Source organism: Vibrio mediterranei (genome assembly GCF_013364395.1).
Lineage (GTDB): Bacteria > Pseudomonadota > Gammaproteobacteria > Enterobacterales > Vibrionaceae > Vibrio > Vibrio mediterranei.
Genome location: NZ_JABXGK010000008.1, coordinates 209,103 through 225,973, shown reverse-complemented (window position 1 = coordinate 225,973; position 16,871 = coordinate 209,103). Strand labels below are relative to the sequence as shown.

18 protein-coding genes are annotated in these 16,871 nt (G+C 40.7%); 6 read left to right on the top strand and 12 right to left on the bottom strand.

All coding sequences use genetic code 11. The features are described from left to right. Positions 1-27: 27 nt before the first annotated feature. On the bottom strand, positions 28-1,245 hold the full coding sequence (sstT, locus tag HOP38_RS18090) for a serine/threonine transporter SstT (RefSeq protein WP_006070241.1): 1,218 nt from the start codon (positions 1,243-1,245) through the stop codon (positions 28-30). A 588-nt stretch (positions 1,246-1,833) separates the two neighbouring features. Here sstT and HOP38_RS18085 point away from each other — a divergent pair. Further along, positions 1,834-2,358: a CueP family metal-binding protein gene (locus tag HOP38_RS18085; protein ID WP_006070239.1), complete on the top strand. Its 525-nt coding sequence runs from the start codon at positions 1,834-1,836 to the stop codon at positions 2,356-2,358. A 69-nt stretch (positions 2,359-2,427) separates the two neighbouring features. Here the strand turns inward: HOP38_RS18085 and rsgA are convergent, their stop codons facing one another. From rsgA to HOP38_RS18060, 5 genes are all read right to left on the bottom strand, one after another. Next, positions 2,428-3,483, bottom strand: a complete 1,056-nt coding sequence (gene rsgA, locus HOP38_RS18080) for a ribosome small subunit-dependent GTPase A (protein ID WP_198558623.1) — start codon at positions 3,481-3,483, stop codon at positions 2,428-2,430. A 539-nt stretch (positions 3,484-4,022) separates the two neighbouring features. Beyond that, entirely contained in the window at positions 4,023-4,520 is a 498-nt protein-coding gene (locus HOP38_RS18075; protein ID WP_038230861.1) for a DUF1269 domain-containing protein, read from the bottom strand. A 9-nt stretch (positions 4,521-4,529) separates the two neighbouring features. Beyond that, positions 4,530-4,925, bottom strand: a complete 396-nt coding sequence (locus tag HOP38_RS18070; protein ID WP_198558622.1) for an HdeA/HdeB family chaperone — start codon at positions 4,923-4,925, stop codon at positions 4,530-4,532. A 12-nt stretch (positions 4,926-4,937) separates the two neighbouring features. Continuing rightward, on the bottom strand, positions 4,938-5,609 hold the full coding sequence (locus HOP38_RS18065) for a ferritin family protein (protein WP_198558621.1): 672 nt from the start codon (positions 5,607-5,609) through the stop codon (positions 4,938-4,940). Positions 5,610-5,619: 10 nt separating this feature from the next. Next, on the bottom strand, positions 5,620-5,937 hold the full coding sequence (locus HOP38_RS18060; RefSeq protein WP_038230859.1) for an HPF/RaiA family ribosome-associated protein: 318 nt from the start codon (positions 5,935-5,937) through the stop codon (positions 5,620-5,622). Positions 5,938-6,268: 331 nt separating this feature from the next. Between HOP38_RS18060 and HOP38_RS18055 the strand changes: the two genes are divergently transcribed. Together HOP38_RS18055 and HOP38_RS18050 are read left to right on the top strand one after the other, a co-directional pair. Next, the gene (locus tag HOP38_RS18055; RefSeq protein WP_006070233.1) at positions 6,269-6,694 is read left to right on the top strand and encodes a universal stress protein; all 426 of its coding nucleotides are present in this window, start codon (positions 6,269-6,271) and stop codon (positions 6,692-6,694) included. Between the two features lie 263 nt (positions 6,695-6,957). Beyond that, positions 6,958-7,182, top strand: a complete 225-nt coding sequence (locus HOP38_RS18050) for a hypothetical protein (RefSeq protein WP_006070232.1) — start codon at positions 6,958-6,960, stop codon at positions 7,180-7,182. 124 nt (positions 7,183-7,306) lie between these two features. Here HOP38_RS18050 and HOP38_RS18045 read toward each other — a convergent pair whose 3' ends face one another. The 3 genes from HOP38_RS18045 to HOP38_RS18035 form a co-directional block, all read right to left on the bottom strand. After that, entirely contained in the window at positions 7,307-7,675 is a 369-nt protein-coding gene (locus HOP38_RS18045) for a hypothetical protein (protein ID WP_006070231.1), read from the bottom strand. Between the two features lie 86 nt (positions 7,676-7,761). Beyond that, positions 7,762-9,084: an outer membrane channel protein TolC gene (gene tolC / locus HOP38_RS18040; RefSeq protein ID WP_198558620.1), complete on the bottom strand. Its 1,323-nt coding sequence runs from the start codon at positions 9,082-9,084 to the stop codon at positions 7,762-7,764. 42 nt (positions 9,085-9,126) lie between these two features. Beyond that, positions 9,127-9,999 (bottom strand): RNA polymerase factor sigma-32, encoded by an 873-nt coding sequence (locus HOP38_RS18035; RefSeq protein ID WP_006070229.1) that lies wholly within the window; start codon positions 9,997-9,999, stop codon positions 9,127-9,129. Between the two features lie 293 nt (positions 10,000-10,292). Here HOP38_RS18035 and HOP38_RS18030 point away from each other — a divergent pair, with 293 nt between their 5' ends. Then, positions 10,293-10,697, top strand: a complete 405-nt coding sequence (locus HOP38_RS18030) for a hypothetical protein (RefSeq protein WP_006070228.1) — start codon at positions 10,293-10,295, stop codon at positions 10,695-10,697. A 78-nt stretch (positions 10,698-10,775) separates the two neighbouring features. After that, positions 10,776-11,834 carry a hypothetical protein gene (locus HOP38_RS18025; protein ID WP_124941645.1) on the top strand — a complete coding sequence of 353 codons (1,059 nt, stop codon included), beginning with the start codon at positions 10,776-10,778 and terminating at the stop codon, positions 11,832-11,834. 65 nt (positions 11,835-11,899) lie between these two features. On the opposite strand, the gene HOP38_RS18020 is transcribed toward HOP38_RS18025, so the two are convergent. From HOP38_RS18020 to HOP38_RS18010, 3 genes are all read right to left on the bottom strand, one after another. Next, positions 11,900-13,489, bottom strand: coding sequence for a winged helix-turn-helix domain-containing protein (locus HOP38_RS18020; protein WP_198558619.1), 1,590 nt, complete (start codon positions 13,487-13,489; stop codon positions 11,900-11,902). 112 nt (positions 13,490-13,601) lie between these two features. Next, positions 13,602-15,200, bottom strand: coding sequence for a bifunctional aspartate transaminase/aspartate 4-decarboxylase (locus HOP38_RS18015; protein WP_198558618.1), 1,599 nt, complete (start codon positions 15,198-15,200; stop codon positions 13,602-13,604). A 60-nt stretch (positions 15,201-15,260) separates the two neighbouring features. Next, entirely contained in the window at positions 15,261-15,530 is a 270-nt protein-coding gene (locus tag HOP38_RS18010; protein ID WP_006070224.1) for a hypothetical protein, read from the bottom strand. Positions 15,531-15,767: 237 nt separating this feature from the next. Here HOP38_RS18010 and HOP38_RS18005 point away from each other — a divergent pair, with 237 nt between their 5' ends. Next, positions 15,768-16,865: an efflux RND transporter periplasmic adaptor subunit gene (locus HOP38_RS18005; RefSeq protein WP_038221943.1), complete on the top strand. Its 1,098-nt coding sequence runs from the start codon at positions 15,768-15,770 to the stop codon at positions 16,863-16,865. Positions 16,866-16,871 lie beyond the last annotated feature (6 nt).

Here is a 16,871-nt window from a genome sequence, read left to right as displayed (position 1 = left end):
GCCCTTTGTTTTTGTTTGAGTACAATGTTAGCTCAATTTGTTCTGCTCTGCTTTACAAACCGCCGCAGTGAACACTACGTCTGTTGAGCTGTTCAATGCTGTTTCTGCTGAATCCTGAATCACGCCGATAATAAAGCCAACAGCAACCACTTGCATCGCCACATCGTTCGAAATACCGAATAGACCACATGCTAGAGGGATGAGCAGTAGAGAACCACCTGCCACGCCTGATGCGCCGCATGCTGATACTGCAGCAACAATACTCAGTAGCAATGCTGTCAGGATATCAATTTCAATGCCCATAGTATGAACCGCTGCTAGTGTTAGCACAGTAATTGTAATCGCAGCACCAGCCATGTTAATGGTTGCACCTAGTGGAATAGAGACTGAATAGGTATCTTCATCTAGGTCTAATTTTTCACAGAGCGTCATGTTGACTGGAATGTTTGCCGCACTTGAACGAGTGAAGAAAGCCGTTACACCACTTTCACGAAGGCATTGGAATACAAGTGGATATGGATTCTCTTTGGTTTTTACATAAACGATGATTGGGTTCACAACAAGGGCAATGATCGCCATTGCAGTAAGTAGAACGAATAGTAGTTGCGCGTAACCAGCAAGTGCCGAAAAGCCCGTTGTTGCAAATGTATTAGCTACAAGACCAAAGATACCAAATGGCGCTAGGCGGATAATAAAGCGCACGATCTGTGAAACACCATGACTCAGGTCTTCGAACACTGCTTTTGTCGTATCAGATGCGTGGTGTAGTGCTAAACCTAGACCAATTGCCCAAGCTAGAATACCAATATAGTTCGCGTTCATTAACGCACTGACCGGGTTATCTACAAGCTTAAACAACAACGTGTGAAGGACTTCTGCAATACCTTGAGGTGGTGTTGCACCTTCTGCACCAGCAACGAGGGTGAGCTCCGTTGGGAAAAGGAAACTTAGTAATACCGCTGTCAATGATGCGGAGAAAGTACCAATTAGATATAACACCACGATTGGGCGCATGTGAGTGGTTTGGTTTTTCTTTTGATTAGCAATAGAAGCTGCAACAAGAATGAAGACTAAAATTGGGGCAACAGCTTTCAATGCTCCGACAAACAGGCTACCAAGCATTCCGAAGCTTTGAGCAGTTGAAGGAGAAGCGAGTGCGAGGATAACACCAAAAACGATACCCGCTAGGATCTGGAGAACCAGGTTGCCATTGGCATAGCGAGCTAACAAGCTAGAACTTTGCATTTTTTATCCCTGTATAAGTGGTGCCGGACCTAATGTCGTTTGACGACTCCTATTCGTTTAGATAAGAGTTTTCGACGAAGATTGGTCGGCTTTATTTTGTAAAAAAGTGTGTTTGCGCGTTTTATATTATCCATGCAAATTAATGTGTCTACATATAATTTATTTTTAGATAAAATTTGTGGTATTTGTTGCAATTTATAGTTTATTGTTTTGATAAATGTTACCAAATTGATATTTTTGTACAACGCAGTATTCAAAACATCAGCGTGATAATGAAAATTCTAGAGGGACTGTTGTGTGTCTCATTTGCCCAGTTCTACAGCCAATCCATTCGAAATGATCATAAATGGAATATCGTTTATCAGATACTGGGTTGTTTTATGTGATTTTTTATCAATATTCTCTGTTGACCCTCCCCTTAGGGTAAAGGTTAGTTTGGTTCGTAGGCTAACGACAGAAGGGGAACATCATGGGATGTTGTAATAAAGCGCCAGCAGGCGGCGGAGCAAGTATGGGCACTGCACTTAAATATATCGCAATCATTGGTGTGGTTGTATTCGCTCTTGCTTACTTCTTTGGGTGAATACGATGCGTAGATTAATCTTAGTTGCTTCAATGCTAGCGAGTTTTGGTGTGTTTGCGAGTCAAGGTTCAGAGTTTTCCAAACTGACACCTCATGAAGCGCTAGACGAGGCGAATGCTATGTTTCGTACTGGTGAAGCTTCTATTCAAGTGAAACCAACAAAGATTGTTGGACAGTTCAAAGATGGCAGCCTTGGGGCAGTGCCACTTGAGAAGGAGTTCCTAGTCTCAATTGCACCTTATCTAAACAAAATGCACCCTTGTGATATGCACTTACCGACGGGTTGTACAGGTGAGTTGCAAAACGAGAAAATGGGCGTCACCGTTTATGATAAGGATAGTCATCGGCAGCTCTTATTCAAAATGGCTAAAACCAATCCTAACGGATTCATTGACTTATGGTTACCTAGGGACCGAGAACACCTTGAGATTATAGTGAACTATAAAGGCAAGAAAGCAACCAAAGTGATAGGAACAAGTATTATGGATAATACGTGTATTACTGATATGAAATTAGAAAGTGTATCGTAAAGCTCTATCAAAAAAAGACCGCGTAAAAGCGGTCTTTTGATTCATATTTACAACGTTAAATGACTAATGCTAATAGCCTTTTTTACGATGTCGACTCTCGCTTTGAACAGAACGATAAAACTTGCCAAGTTGTTTGTCGTTACTTCTTTTCTCCGCTAATGAAGCGCTGTTTCTAGCTTGTTCTCGCATCAGTTTAAAGTAGTTATCTACGCGCCTTGCGTCGATATCTCCATTCTCAAGTGCTTTACGCACCGCGCAGCCGGGTTCATTGGTGTGTTGGCAATCACTAAATCGACACTGCTCGACCAAAAGTTCAACGTCACTAAACGTTTCTGCTAATCCCTCTTCACTCGAGGTTAGCTGAATTTCCCTCATTCCAGGGGTATCGAGTAACAAACCGCCTTCTGGCATCTTGTGCATCGAGCGAGACGTCGTAGTATGACGACCTTTGCTATCATCCTCACGAATTGACCCTGTTGCCTGTGTTTGGTCGTCCATCAGGCTGTTCACCAAGGTGGATTTACCTACGCCAGATGAGCCCATGAAGGCAACGGTTTGTCCTTTGCCACACCAAGAGCGCAATCCTTGTAACGTACCGCTATCCAGTGCGTTCACAGTTTCAATGATCAAGAATGGATCAAGCGCTTGTACTTGTTGTCGCTTGTCATCTACATCGTTACAGAGATCTGCTTTGGTTAGCACGATAACCGCTTCGGATCTCGCTTCATTCACCAGAGTGAGGTAACGCTCTATCCGACTTAGATTGAAGTCGTAATTGAGCGAACAAACAATAAAAACCGTGTCTACGTTGGCGGCAATGAATTGCTCATCTACTTTTGAACCAGGCGCTTTGCGACTGAACAAAGAACGGCGATCAAGAAGGCGAAGAAATCGATGTTGTTCATCGAGTAAAATCCAGTCACCAACAGTCATCTGAGGATAATGAATGTGATGTTCTAGATGGAACTCTTGTTGTTCCGTACAGACAACATATCCGCTGCGATGATGCGCAATGACGCGCCCTAGGACGATACCGTCGTATTCTTCTAATGTCAGTTGCTGTTGAAAAAATGTTTTCCAACCAAGTTCGTTAATTGAGATTGGATGGGTAAAAATAGAACTCATTGTTAGTACCTAAAAATACACAAAATATGCAATTTTAAATAGGGTCAGGTACTTACCGATGTAAGTGTGTGCGGGTGCACTAAGACCCCGGTAAAGGAACACCGGGTAAAGTATGATCGATTTCTAAACGAAATGAGAGTGTTGTTTGCTAATTAATTCGCTTTATTAAACCAACTTTACCAAGTGGGTACGCATTACAATCATCAAATTCCTCCAGATAGTGTTTGGTTAGGTGTCATCGTTAGCGATGATAGCACTAACATCAGAAAAGGCTAGTAGTTGATAATGCAGTGGGTATGGTTGGAGTAAAATTGTGACTTCAATTAGAAAGGTGTCAAACCATCATTAAGTAGAAATCACGGCTACCTAATGATGGTTCTCAACCCGTTTCAGTACGGGAGAGAGTGTAACTTTGTCATAGAGCAAAGGCATCAAATGGCGGTAAGTCATTTATAATTTAAATAACAAAAAAATAAAATGAAACATATCAAAGGACTATAGCTAATATATAGGAAGTGCACATCCATGTGCCGATTGGATTAAAGTGTGCTGCCTTTGTGGTTTTGGACAAAGTTGCGTGCTTTTTTTAGTTGTTCACTTTCACCATCGAATACGACTAAGTACTTGTCAGTTTTGATGGCGGTTTCATATTTGACAATGGTGTCTTTTGGAATACCAATACTGGCTAATGCTCCACCGATGGCTGTTACTCCACCTGTTATTGCAGCGCCTTCAACAGCACCTGCAACAGCAGCCACAATGGGGCCAGCGGCAACAACCGCCCCGATACCCGGTAACCAAAATAAGCCAGAGCCCACAAGTGCGCCCCAAATCCCGCCCCAGAAGGCACCTGTTTTCCCCCAGTTTTTGACGCGGTCGCCTGTGTTGTAGAAACCGGTAGCGTGCTCTTCCGTTTCATAGCCCTTCCCAATGATAGATATGCACTCTATAGGAAATCCCTGGTCGACTAAGGTGGTTACAATATGTTTTGCATCCAGATGTGTGTGTGCAATTGCGACAACGTTAGAATTATTCATCATTGATACCTATAGTAATTTTTCGATTTGTTCCGATTTAGCATCAGCGACCTGCTTTGCGACAACTTTGTGTACTCGTGCAGCAGGAGCTTTGTGGCATTGGTCGACGATTTCATCAATTTCAATAGCATCTAATTGAGTGATATCGAACACTTGCACTTCACTATTGGATTTATGATTCCATGCAACTAGGTAACCTAACGTTACAGGCATCAGGTCGTAGTCTAATTCGAGGAACTCTGAACACGTCATAGTAGACTCAAAACTAGCTGTAGCAATTGGCTGTGAAAGTGTCACTTCACCAGTGTTTTCTGGCTGAGCGTTTGCGGCATAAGCCAAAATCGTAACCAGAGAAAACAAGCCTACGACTCCCTCAAAAACGAGTTTTTTTATACGTTTACTCAAAATTACTCCTGGCTATAAAATCGCAATCCGGTGGCTAGTTTCCGCCATTCGTCTTTGATAAGTTTTATCATGGTGACAAACGGGACACTCATCGAATGCCTTGGGGCTGATGTGTGTGTGACCACACTTTTCACAAATCCATTCAGTTGGTATTAGGCTCTCGAATTCAAAACCTGACTCAAGTCGATAGAGTAAATTAGATAAACGCTCATCATGCGTTTTCTCAATCGCCCCTATATTAAGAAAGTGATCCGCGACTACTGAATCACCGTGCGAGTTGCAGAGTTCAGACAACTCAGGATAAAACGCGACAGATTCAAAACTTTCGCCATCGATGCAGTCTTTTAACGCAGCGGCAATATCGGTTAAGCGAGCTCCTAACGTGCGTTGTTCTATATGTTTGAAATGAAGTTTGGCGTGTACCAGTTCATTGGCGGCAATATGTGCAAGCTGATCAGCGATATGGTGATAGCCTGACTTTCGCGCGAGCTTCGAGTATAAGTTATACTTCGTAAACGCCACTGCCTCGCCTTCAAAGGCTTTCTTAAGATAGATAGAGACGCTATCCATCTCTTTCACTTGCATTGACTGCTGGCAACACGTCAATTGACCACCGCCAACACATGTCACTTCGACTTCATTGCCACACAGGTTGCAATGATATGTTTGGTATTTTTCTATCATTGGCAGACCGTTACATTGGTTCGTTGTGGTGATGGTTCTGATGTTTAGCAGACAGCTTAGTCTTATGTTTTTCTAATGAGTGTAAAACTGCTTGGGTCGCTTCTTGCAGAGCAATTGCGAATGTCGCGTTAGACTTTTTGGTGAAGAACTGTTCATGATCGAGATGTACAGTAAGCTCAACTTCGAACAGACGATAACTCTCATGATAGATAATATGGCATTTTTCTTGATCGATAGAATGAAAGTGCCCTTGAATATGAGCAAACTTCTCTTCGATAAGTGTTTTCATAGATGGAGTGATATCAACGTGCATAGATGTGATTTGCATTTATATTTCCCATTAAAATAGATACGTGAGTATTAGTGTTTTTAGGTGAGGCAAAATATTAAAACAAACCGCTTACCTCTAAATCATTAGTAGGTAAACACTGTATAAATTAAAAATATTCATTTTAAAACAGTTGGTTATGTGGTCTTGTTGATGAGCGTTTAGCTTTTGTTTTGGTTTTTTAGGTTTTATTAAAAAAACAGTTCTTTCCAGTGGAAATACTATCGGGATATTATCGCTATCTTATTTATTAGATTCTTCCTCGTATTAACTTAAAGAATGTTTGGATTAAAAATTCACCAATCAATAGATTGAAAATTCTTGAGGTAATATGAAATACAAAAATATACTTTTAGCGATAGACTTCGAGCATAGTGACGCTGAGCTCATCAAAAATGCCACTGACCTAGCATTTAGCTTAGGAGCGACAATCAGTCTGGTTTACGTTCACCCAAATGTGGAATACAACCCATATTCTTTAGCATACTGGGGAGATATTTATAGAGAGTTTGTTGCTGAACTTGAGCAAAAACACGATACAAAGGAGCTGGAATTTATCGTGAGTGCCTACCCGATCTCGAAGGAAAATATCTACATAAAAAACGGTGATGTTAGCCGGGAGATGCATGCTGTAATCGAAATTGTGGACGCTGATCTGATTATACTGGGCAAGCATCATAGTGTGGTCAATATGGAAGGAACGTTAGAAAGAAGCATGCGAAGCGTAGCAGGTTTAGATGTGTTGCTCGTTTCTTAGGTTTAATTTGCCGCATGTTTTAACTCATTGATAAAATGCGGTGAGCCACTGATCAACGCCTGTTCTTGCTTCTGTCGACTTCAGCCATATGGAAAAGCAGCATGTCATCTGTCTTATGCTTATGGAGACATCATTCGGCGTTGGTTTGGTAGAGTTCTCAAAATGGCAGTCATTTGTGGAAAAACATTAACTATCATGAAGTTAAATGTATTGAGAAAATTATTAGAACAATTGCTCTAAATACAATGTAAAGAGGTAAAGATATGTCGAGCGAAGTGGGCGTTGATGAACATATAATCTTAGGTGATTACTGCACGTGTACTAAAAGAATGAACAGTGAGCCCACTGAAGTATTGAATGAATGTGATGGTAATGCAATTGCTGTATTGTCCAAGAATACGTTAGTCTACTACGCAGTCCCGATTGGACTGTTTGAAAAGATGTTAGCGGCATATGATGCGAGTTTATTCAACTTAATTGGCAGCTAAGTCGATCATCGGCCTCGCAGGATGCGAGGCTATCGGAAACATCAATCCAATAATGCCGACTCTTCCTATCCATAAACCACCCAGCTCATTTACATCCATCTTTCTTGCATAATCCAACCCAACGTTAGTAAGTAATTTTTGCTGAACGCCTCGCCTTGCTGCTACTCAAAAATCGTAGAATTTTCTGAAGTTTAGAACGAAAAAACTGTTTAGCGGCTAACTTGTTTTCATATTTTTCGATTTTGTAATATAGCGACAGAAAAGCGTCTTCAATAGCATTATCGAGTAGCAAATCAGTGCGAAGGACATAGAAAGATTGTGTTTCTAAGTGCACCTTTAACGACACCTCATAATCGCCAAAACCATTATGAAAGACGACCTCACAACGACTAAAGAGTAGGTCTAAATTACGGTCCACTAAGTGTTGATATTTATCTGCAATAAGTGATGTCGTTTTAGGTGGGAGCTGCACGTTTTTACTTGTTATTTTCATTGTTAATCCGAAGTTTTGTTCATGTTCCTTGTAGAAAACATGCCCATGCCAGTCAATGGATGGGCGTAATTGATGAAGGAACTGCTTTAGTTGACCTTCTTTAGTCCAGCATTGATGTCTACGATATCTTGCTCGCTCAAAGTTCCTATCGCTTGTTTGAGCTGCACTTGCGATAAAATGTATTGGTAGCGTGCGTCAGACAGGTTCTTATTTGCTTGATAGACGTTCTGAGTGCTCTCTAGAACATCGACGATAGTGCGGGTGCCAACATTAAAGCCTTCTTGAGTGGCGGTAAGGGCTGATTCCGCGGAGATAACTGACTGTTTATAGGCTTGGATAGAACCGATGGAAGAACGAATATTATTATTAATGGCTCGAACATCTTTCTGTACTTCTCTGAACGTCGATTCCAAATCTTGGCTCGCAGAAACAAATTGATATTCAGCCTGCTTGGCTTCAGATGTGATGCGCCCACCAGAGTACACTGGTAAATCGATCGAAATTCCTAGGTTAAATAGGTTTTCATCATCATCCATTTGTGCACCCGTAACTGGGTCATTAGGTTCGTTATAGTTTTTTGTATAGCTATAGTCCGATGTCAGTGAAATAGTCGGTAGATGGCCAGATTGAGCGAGAGAGATCTGTTCCTTGGCAACATCTTTTTGAATGCGATTTGCCAAAAGATCTAAGTTCTCATTTGTCGCCTGTGCGACGAGTTGATCAGCGTTTTTACTTGGTAACGAAGTAGAGAATCGAGCAGTATCTAACACAGCCAAATTACTCGCTTGTTGTCCTGTAATGGCTCGCAACTCTTCATATTCGTTCTCGACATTGTTTTTGGCTTGGATTTCCTGAGCTAGAACACTGTCATATTGCGCTCGTGCATCTTGTACATCGGTGATTGGAGCAATACCAACATCAAAACGTTGTTCGGTTTGCATTAGTTGCTTTGCCACGGCCTGTTTCTCGGCTTGAATAAACCGCAGGTCATCTTCGGCACGCAATACATTAAAATACGCCTCGGCGACGTTATAGATGACTTGTTGCTGTGTAGACGCATAGCGTGCATCGGCTTCACGGGCACTTTTCTCCGAGATAGTGAGGGCTATCCAGCTGCTGCGATCATAAATGGATTGGGACAATCCTAAGCTCAGATCCGTGGTGCTTCCGTCGGTTGTGTGACGATCGCTATCTTGATACGCGTAGCCTGCTGTTAGGTCGATCTGAGGTAGTAGTGCACTTCGAGTAGAGTTAATGGCTTCAAAGGCAGAGTCTCTTTGTGCAGAAGCTTTAAGTAACTGAGGATCGTTTTGCTTAGCTAAGTCGTAGATTTCAGTCAAAGTATCCGCTTTTACCGAGCTAGCTATGGCTAATAAAATAAGCGGTGTAATTTTAAATGTGTTTTTCATTCTAATGCCGTAAAGGTAGTTAATATTGTTGTAATGACAGTGTTAGGCTGCGTTAGCCATCGGTATGTGACCCATTAGGTTCTTTAGCTTTGCTAACGTGGCGACTTCAATTTGACGAATTCGCTCAGCGGATAGTTGGTGCTTGTCTGCTAACTCTGAGAGTGTGGCTTTTTCGTTGGTTAGCCATCGATGAAAAATAATATCTTTGCTGCGCTCATCTAACTTTTGTATTGCAATCTTTAGCTCAGAAGATAGGTGGTTACTCCAATTTTCTTCTTCATGATTGTCTGCGAAATCGTCGCGATGCTCGCGAAAATAATTGTCTTCAGTATATGGGCAGTGAAATTCTTCATCATAATTATGACTTTCTAACTGTTTATCTTTATTAGATAGTCGTCCATCCATTACAAATACATCCCTCACTCGTACTTTTAGATTCTTCGCAATATCTTTCGCTTGTTCTTCACTTACCCAGCCAGAATCATTTTTGTGCTTTCTCAAGTTAAAAAATAATTTTCTCTGTTCTTTCGTTGTTGCAACTTTTACCATGCTCCAATTCTTGATTATGTATTCGTTAATTTCTGACTTTATCCAGTGAATAGCGAAAGAAACTAATCGAATTCCTCGAGCAGGGTTGAACTTCTTTATTGCTTTTATTAGTCCAACATTGCCAGCTTGAATAATGTCTAAAGTAGACATACCGTAGCCAACGAAATTTTTGGCAATGTAAGCAACATATCTTAAATGAGGCAGTATCAGCTCATTTAACGATTGTGAACAATTTTCTGTAACTACTTTATTAGCTAGTGTTCTTTCTTTTTCTTCACTAAGTAATGGATACTTGCTAATAGAGCCTAAATAGTGCGAGAGACTATCTTTAGACTCTGCATTGGTGAAATATGATGAAGCTGACATTTCTTCTCCGATGTATTTGTTGAATTAGAATTTTCGAGAAGTTTATGTCATGAGTTACCACTTGTAATCATGGATAAATTAGACTCTGCTATATTTTATTTTTTACATATAAAACAATGGATTACTATGTGTTTTTATTGGGATTTTATCGCCTCTTTATGAGGTTTTATCTAGCTGGTTTATGATTTTTATGAGGTTTAAAAAGCTATTATTTAACCTTTATTTTACGTTGATTTTTGTAGCGGAATTTTCAGTTAGAGTAGTTGTAAATCAACCAACAAGCTGGAATTAACATGAAAAGTCTAAAGCTAACTCTCCTTATCGGTTTAATTATTTCTCCTCAAGTATTTGCCGATAATCTAATCATCGATACAAAAGGTATTGACCAAGAGAAATACAGTGCAGATATGTATCAATGTCAACAATTAAGTGACCAAGTACAACAGCAAAATGTTGAAGGTACAGGACGCACTACGATTAAACATATGGGACGTGCTGCTGCCTTAGGTGCTGGTGCAGCCGCAATTGGTGGTGGTTCTGGTTCAGAAGGCGCAGGAATTGGCGCAGGAATTGGTTTAGTAACAGGTGTATTAGGCAGTTCTGCTGAAAAACAACAAGCTGAAGCGAATTACCAAAGTGAGAAAGATACCGTTATGCGCAATTGTATGAAAGAGCGTGGTTACACAATTCTTAACTAATCTCAGTTTTCAATATATTTGTGAGTACTAAATAAAATACATGATCACGATATATTAACCATTATAAGAGTAATCAGAATGAAAAAGGCAGTATTGTCGACACTTCTTCTCGCCATTATTTCTTCACCGAGTTATGCGGATAGCACAATGCTAAATAATGAAGATATTTGGTTGCAATCGAGAGAGGATATTAAGCAGGCACGAAGAGAAGCGAGAAATGCAACACGAACTGGCGATGTTGTAGCAACTAAAGAGCTAACAGAACAGAAAAAGCTCGATAGGAAATGGCAACATGCGCTTCCATTTTACGCTCAGAATGCAATTGACCTGGGCTTTGATTTACCGTTGCCTTTTTCATTGTCGATTATTCCTACTTATACTGAGCAGAATATTGGCTTTAATAATCTAAATGTTAATGTAGGCAATGTGTCATTAGGTGATGTGGTTGATTTAAACCAAATCGACTTTGGCAATCCTGATGTCAAAACTGCGACATTGCAACTAAGAGCAGCCGCTTGGTTATTTCCATTCATGCAAGTAGGCGCCCATGTAGGGCGTTTTGATGGTAATACGGATCTTAATGTAACAATACCTGGCTCGGTGTTCCCTGGTACGTTATCTGACAAGTTAGCGAATTCTAAAGTGACGTGTAACCGCTTCAATGACTACTGTGGTGACAAGTTATCGAATGCATTGAACAACCTACCCTCTCTATCTTTTTCTCCAGAATTTAAGGGTTGGAACTATGGAATATCGACGAACTTTGTTGCTGGTTTTGGAGAATACTTTGGTGTGTTACCAATCAGTTATACATGGTCTCAAACTGATGATGGTCGTACATCGAGCCAAACCATTGCTGTGAGCCCTCGTGTAGGACGGTCTTATCACATTGAAAACTGGGGTCTATTTAGTCCATACATTGGTGTTTCGTATATGAATAACACCGGTACAACAAGTGAAACAGATGCGTTAGATATCCAAGGCTTGAGTTACAGCATTGATCAGTACAATACGAATGATTGGTCAGGCATTGTTGGCTTTAACTGGAACTTAGCGAGAAGCTATGGTGTCTCCGCTGAGGCTAATATTGGTGAAGGTCGAAAAAGCGTAATGGCTATGTTGACCTATCGATGGTAGTGATTGTTCCAAATCCTCCGTGTATAGAAGGGCAGTGTGGTATTAACCACGCTGCCCTTTTTGACTTATACTGCGTCATTCTCGCTTAAGCTTGTTTCTACCTTTTTCTTGATATCGGAAAGGTCGCTATTGAAGAACAACACTTCAGATAGATTTAGAACTTGAATAGTTGAGGACTCTAGGACAGCGTGGTAATAGAACTCTTCAGCCGCGTCTCTATTGCCTGTTAGTTCTGAGGCTTTCGCATTTAAAATATAGAAAAACACAGTGCGCCGTTCATGAGGAATGGTTTGTAATATGGTCTTCGCTTGCAATGGTTCATCGTTGGTCAACGCCATCATAGCACTAGCTTCAAGAACTCTTGGCGTAGTTTGATTGGCGCTAGCAAACTGTTCAAACTTCAGCAAAGTCTCTGTGTTTAACTGCTCTAGATATTGTGCCATGTTGTGTGGCGGATCAAGGTACATTCTGGACACGTTAAAAATATAGCCGGTTGCGACAACGTAAGGGTTGTCTGGCGAAAGTTTTTTGGCCTCTTCAATGAGCTCAATGGCTCTGGTATGAGTATAGTCATGATAAGACGCGCCAATAGACGTCAAAGCTGACTCAATTGATGCAGCTTCGTTAGGAAGTTCATCGACCAAATCCGCGATTAGTGACTTTTCAATTTCGATATTAAATGAATCCAACAAATCGTCTAACGACTTTTTCAAAGACGGCTTCAGCATGTCTTCTGTAACTCGATATTTGCGATCAAGATGTTTATGACCAGATATGCGATTCACGTATTCAATTTCAATGTAGTCTTGGTTATCGCGTTTGGATGCTGCAAATTTAAGTTCATTTGCCGCTACTTTAGATGCTGGACCGTCATAGATGACACGATAATCCTTATAGGTTTTAAGCAGTTCCAAAAGCTTTTTGGTAAACCCTACTTTCAGATCATCGCGTAGGACTCCATCTTCAAGAATGACGTGAATATAACGAGGTTCAAGAGATAGGTAACTTGGTGTGGCAATGGGCTCGATGACTTTTGCAGCGGCTCGATCATTTTGCTTTACGTGCAGATAGCTTGCACCCACACCTATGCCGATAACGAGTAATGCCGCGGTTGCAATCCAGCGCTTCCTAAAACCAGTTTTCTTTGTTGCAGTTTGCATGGCGGGGCGTTGACGTACTGGCTCAGCCGCTGAGGCTTCGACTTCCGTGCTCGCTCCTGCTTCAGGGAGAACGATATCGGTTGTTTCAGGTGCCGACTCGTCTCGCAAAGCATCAATTTTTTCAGAGACAGAATCAGTGGTTTCGATGACAGGTTGAGGTGTTTCTATGACTTTTTCAACAGTCGCATCGAGCTTATATCCACGTTTTGGAACCGTGACAATGTAGCCATATGGGTGGTTGCCGTGCTGTTTGAGTATCTTCCTTAGCTCAAAAATAGCTTGAGTGATAACTTGGTCTGTTAGGATTGACCCGTTCCACACTTCGTTAATAAGTTCGTCTCTTGAGAACACGGTGTCGGGATTTTCACATAAGAAGTGAAAAAGCTTGGATAGCCTGTTATCAATGACGATATCTTCTCCATGTAAAACGAACTTGTCTTCGTATGGATAAAACACCCAATCATCTATTTTAAATTGTACTTTTTGATTTTTCATAGACCATTCATAACTTACTGTATCTAATAAAGAAGTATTGGATAGTATTGGTGAAAATACAAAAAAAACCTCGATACATTTTTGTAACGAGGCTTTCAGCGCTAAGAATTGACTATCGATTGTTCAAATAAGTTTGATAGTAGCTTTCTAAAACGGCATTGATTGCTGTTGAAATTGTCGCATAAGCCGACTGTGGCAAGTTAGCGAGAGAGACACGTAGTGACCATTCTGGAGCATCAAAACCACCACCAGGCATGACCACAATACTACTTTCTTCGGCTAGGCGAACTAGGAAGTCTAGCGGTTCATAGCCTTCTTGCATCCAGGCAAAGAAATCACTGCTGTACGCAGATGTTGCTAGGTCTTGGATATTAATCTCAACGTAATAGAAAGCGCCATTACTGTTGTCTTCAGCGATGGTTGGCTCAGTCAGCGATTTTTCCATGAGTGTGTGATAGCGAGCACGTACGATGCGTTTCGCGTTATCTTGGTATTCTTTACCACCTTCTAGTAGAGCAAGCAGAGAAAACAGTGCCATTTGGATTTGTTGTGGAGTAGACAGTCCAGCAGTGTGGTTTAGAGCAACTGCACGGCTATCAGCAACAAGTCGGTCGATGAACTTGATATTTGCAGGATCAAGACTGATACCACTATAGCGTTGAGTCAGTTCTTGACGTGTAGATTCTGGTAGATCCTGAATCATCTTATCAAGATTGTTGTCTTCATTTAGGGCAATTACGCCCAAACGCCAACCAGTTGCACCGAAGTATTTCGAGTATGAGTACACCAGAATAGTATTTTTAGGTGCTAACATTGCTAAAGAGGTGAAGTTATCGGTGAACGTACCGTACACATCATCAGTAAGCACGATCAGCTCTGGGCGCTCATTGGCGATATCTGCAATTTTTTGCAGTGTTTCATCGCTCAGTTTCACTGAAGCTGGGTTACTTGGGTTAACGAGGAAGAAGGCTTTGATTTTAGGGTCACGAAGCTTTTCTAGTTCGTTATCTGGGATTTGCCATTGTGTCTCTTCTGATGCCATTATCTCTACTTTATTTAAGCTGTAGTCTTCAAGCTCTGGCATTTCTAGATAAGGTGTAAACACTGGTGCACCAATGGCAATGTTATCTCCTTTATTTAGAAGACGGTTGGTTTTCAATGTGTTGAAGATATATACCATCGCAGCAGTGCCGCCTTCGACAGCAAACAAATCAAAGTGAGAGTCTGGTAAACCAGCTTTGCTGCCCATCTCTTGTTCAATGTATTTACGAGAAATGAACTCGCAGTTTTTAAGCATGCGATCAGGTACAGGGTAGTTATCGCCCAGAATGCCTTCTACCCATTCATAGATGAGCTCATCCGCATCAAGTTTGTGTTCAGTTGTTAAGAAGCTAAATGCATTTAGAAGAAAACGAACGCCTTCATTCTGTTCATGGTCTTCACAGAATGACAGAAAGCGCGTTGAGATATTGTCTTTTTCACTCATGCCGCCAAAACCAGGGTATTGAGAGTAGGTTGCTTTAGATTCTTGTAGAGCAAACATACCTAACTGGAAAAATGCGTCTCTTGGCACTGTCGCTACCCAGTTTGGGTTGCCTCGACCAGCATTTATCATAGCGTGATCTTTGTTTTCAGCAGCAAGCTTCATCAGTGTATCTTTTACTTCAAATGGACTAAGCGTTTCTAGCTGTTTTTCGTCATTACGATTCATTTTCGATTCCAAATATTATTTTATAAGCGCAGTTATTACGCTAGGGATATATTAATTCTCTTACTTAGAACTTGTTTTATGATGAGTTCTAGAAGAAGTTTTGTGGCTGTGCTTTTTATCATGGTGATGTTTGTCATGATGACCATCTGAGTGGTGATTAACTAAATGTTTATGGCCTTCGTTTTTACCACCATGTTTTTGGTGAGGATGAGTTTTAACTTTATCTTCAAATTCCAAGTGGTCTTTATTGTGTTTGTGCTCTACATCACCATAGATTCTTTTCATCTTCTCTGAGGTGGTGTGTTTTGTATGTTGCATTTTTTCTGACATAGTCTTACTCCTAATTAAGTACCCGGATACTTTAATCTTTCCCCTTTGATAAAACATGAAATTACCATCATTGTTTTATATTTTATTCGTTCTCTGTTTATTGTAAGGTGTTGATTTTTAATGTTTATATTTTGTTTATTGAACATTATGCATTGATTATCCAAGAGTTATTAAATTCTCTTTCTATCACGGTAGATTAAATGTGTTCTCAACGTTAAACATTATTAAGTGAAGGTTATGTCTAAGAAAGCAATATCAATAGTCCTAGCTGTAGTAGTATTAATACTGCTATTTGTTTTCGGATTTAATAGTTTTAAAAATCATATGATCGCTAAAAAAATTAGCGAGTATAAAGCACCTGCTGTTTCTGTAACTGCTATTACATCTAAAAAAGATAGCTGGGAACAAAACATCCAAGCAGTAGGTCAAATTACATCTAAACAATCTACAGAAGTTACCAGTCAAATTTCCGGTCAGGTTAAAGCAATCAACTTTAATTCCGGTCAAACGGTAAATAAGGGTGATGTTATCGTTCAACTTGATGACTCATTACTACAAGCAAAATACCGTAGCCAACTTGCAAAGCAGAAATTGGCAAAGATCGAACTTCAACGTCAGGTGAAACTTCTTAAAACCAAAAGCACAGCAAAAAACTCGGTAGATAAAGCGCAAGCTCAATATGACGCAGAGTCGGCAGACCTTGCTTACATTAAGTCGCAAATTGACTTTATGAGCATCAAAGCCCCGTTTGCTGGCAAATTAGGTATTCGCACCATCGATCTTGGTGATTACATCAATCCAGGTGCACTTATTGTTGAGTTAGAAAGTATTAACGACAACTTCATCGATATCTCAGTTTCAGAAGACTTTCAGCCACAGCTTGCATTAGGACAAAAGGTGACTTTTACCAATGATGCCTATGGAGACAAAACATTCTCTGCGATTGTTTCTGCTATCCAGCCATCATCAGATGAGCAGTCACACAACATCAGTGTGCGTGCAGAAGTAGAAGGCGATGGAAACCAACTTGTGAGTGGCATGTACATCAACGCAAAAATAACGTTAGGCAGTGAAGTTGCGATTGTTCCCGTACCAAAAGTTGCTATCTCTTACTCTCTTTATGGCGACAGCGTCTTTGTCGTGAAAAATGAAAATGGTCAACAAGTTGTCGAGCAGAAGTTAGTCGAAATTGGCCCTCGCAAAGATGACTTAGTCGGTATTGTGTCAGGCTTAGAGCGAGGCGAAATCGTTGTGACTTCCAACCAACAACAACTTAAGAAAGGAACCGTGGTTAAGATCAATAACTCAACTCCGTTTCCTAAAACATTTAAGTAATAAATA

Coding starts and splice junctions, on each gene's coding strand:
- HOP38_RS18035 (WP_006070229.1), bottom strand. CDS start 9,999: ATGTCAGCTTCATCATATTTCACCAATGCAGAGTCTAAAGATAGTCTC.
- HOP38_RS18020 (WP_198558619.1), bottom strand. CDS start 13,489: ATGAAAAATCAAAAAGTACAATTTAAAATAGATGATTGGGTGTTTTAT.
- HOP38_RS18085 (WP_006070239.1), top strand. CDS start 1,834: ATGCGTAGATTAATCTTAGTTGCTTCAATGCTAGCGAGTTTTGGTGTG.
- HOP38_RS18050 (WP_006070232.1), top strand. CDS start 6,958: ATGTCGAGCGAAGTGGGCGTTGATGAACATATAATCTTAGGTGATTAC.
- HOP38_RS18060 (WP_038230859.1), bottom strand. CDS start 5,937: ATGCAAATCACATCTATGCACGTTGATATCACTCCATCTATGAAAACA.
- HOP38_RS18055 (WP_006070233.1), top strand. CDS start 6,269: ATGAAATACAAAAATATACTTTTAGCGATAGACTTCGAGCATAGTGAC.
- HOP38_RS18015 (WP_198558618.1), bottom strand. CDS start 15,200: ATGAATCGTAATGACGAAAAACAGCTAGAAACGCTTAGTCCATTTGAA.
- HOP38_RS18010 (WP_006070224.1), bottom strand. CDS start 15,530: ATGTCAGAAAAAATGCAACATACAAAACACACCACCTCAGAGAAGATG.
- HOP38_RS18065 (WP_198558621.1), bottom strand. CDS start 5,609: ATGATAGAAAAATACCAAACATATCATTGCAACCTGTGTGGCAATGAA.
- HOP38_RS18075 (WP_038230861.1), bottom strand. CDS start 4,520: ATGAATAATTCTAACGTTGTCGCAATTGCACACACACATCTGGATGCA.
- tolC (WP_198558620.1), bottom strand. CDS start 9,084: ATGAAAAACACATTTAAAATTACACCGCTTATTTTATTAGCCATAGCT.
- HOP38_RS18030 (WP_006070228.1), top strand. CDS start 10,293: ATGAAAAGTCTAAAGCTAACTCTCCTTATCGGTTTAATTATTTCTCCT.
- HOP38_RS18045 (WP_006070231.1), bottom strand. CDS start 7,675: ATGAAAATAACAAGTAAAAACGTGCAGCTCCCACCTAAAACGACATCA.
- HOP38_RS18025 (WP_124941645.1), top strand. CDS start 10,776: ATGAAAAAGGCAGTATTGTCGACACTTCTTCTCGCCATTATTTCTTCA.
- HOP38_RS18005 (WP_038221943.1), top strand. CDS start 15,768: ATGTCTAAGAAAGCAATATCAATAGTCCTAGCTGTAGTAGTATTAATA.
- rsgA (WP_198558623.1), bottom strand. CDS start 3,483: ATGAGTTCTATTTTTACCCATCCAATCTCAATTAACGAACTTGGTTGG.
- sstT (WP_006070241.1), bottom strand. CDS start 1,245: ATGCAAAGTTCTAGCTTGTTAGCTCGCTATGCCAATGGCAACCTGGTT.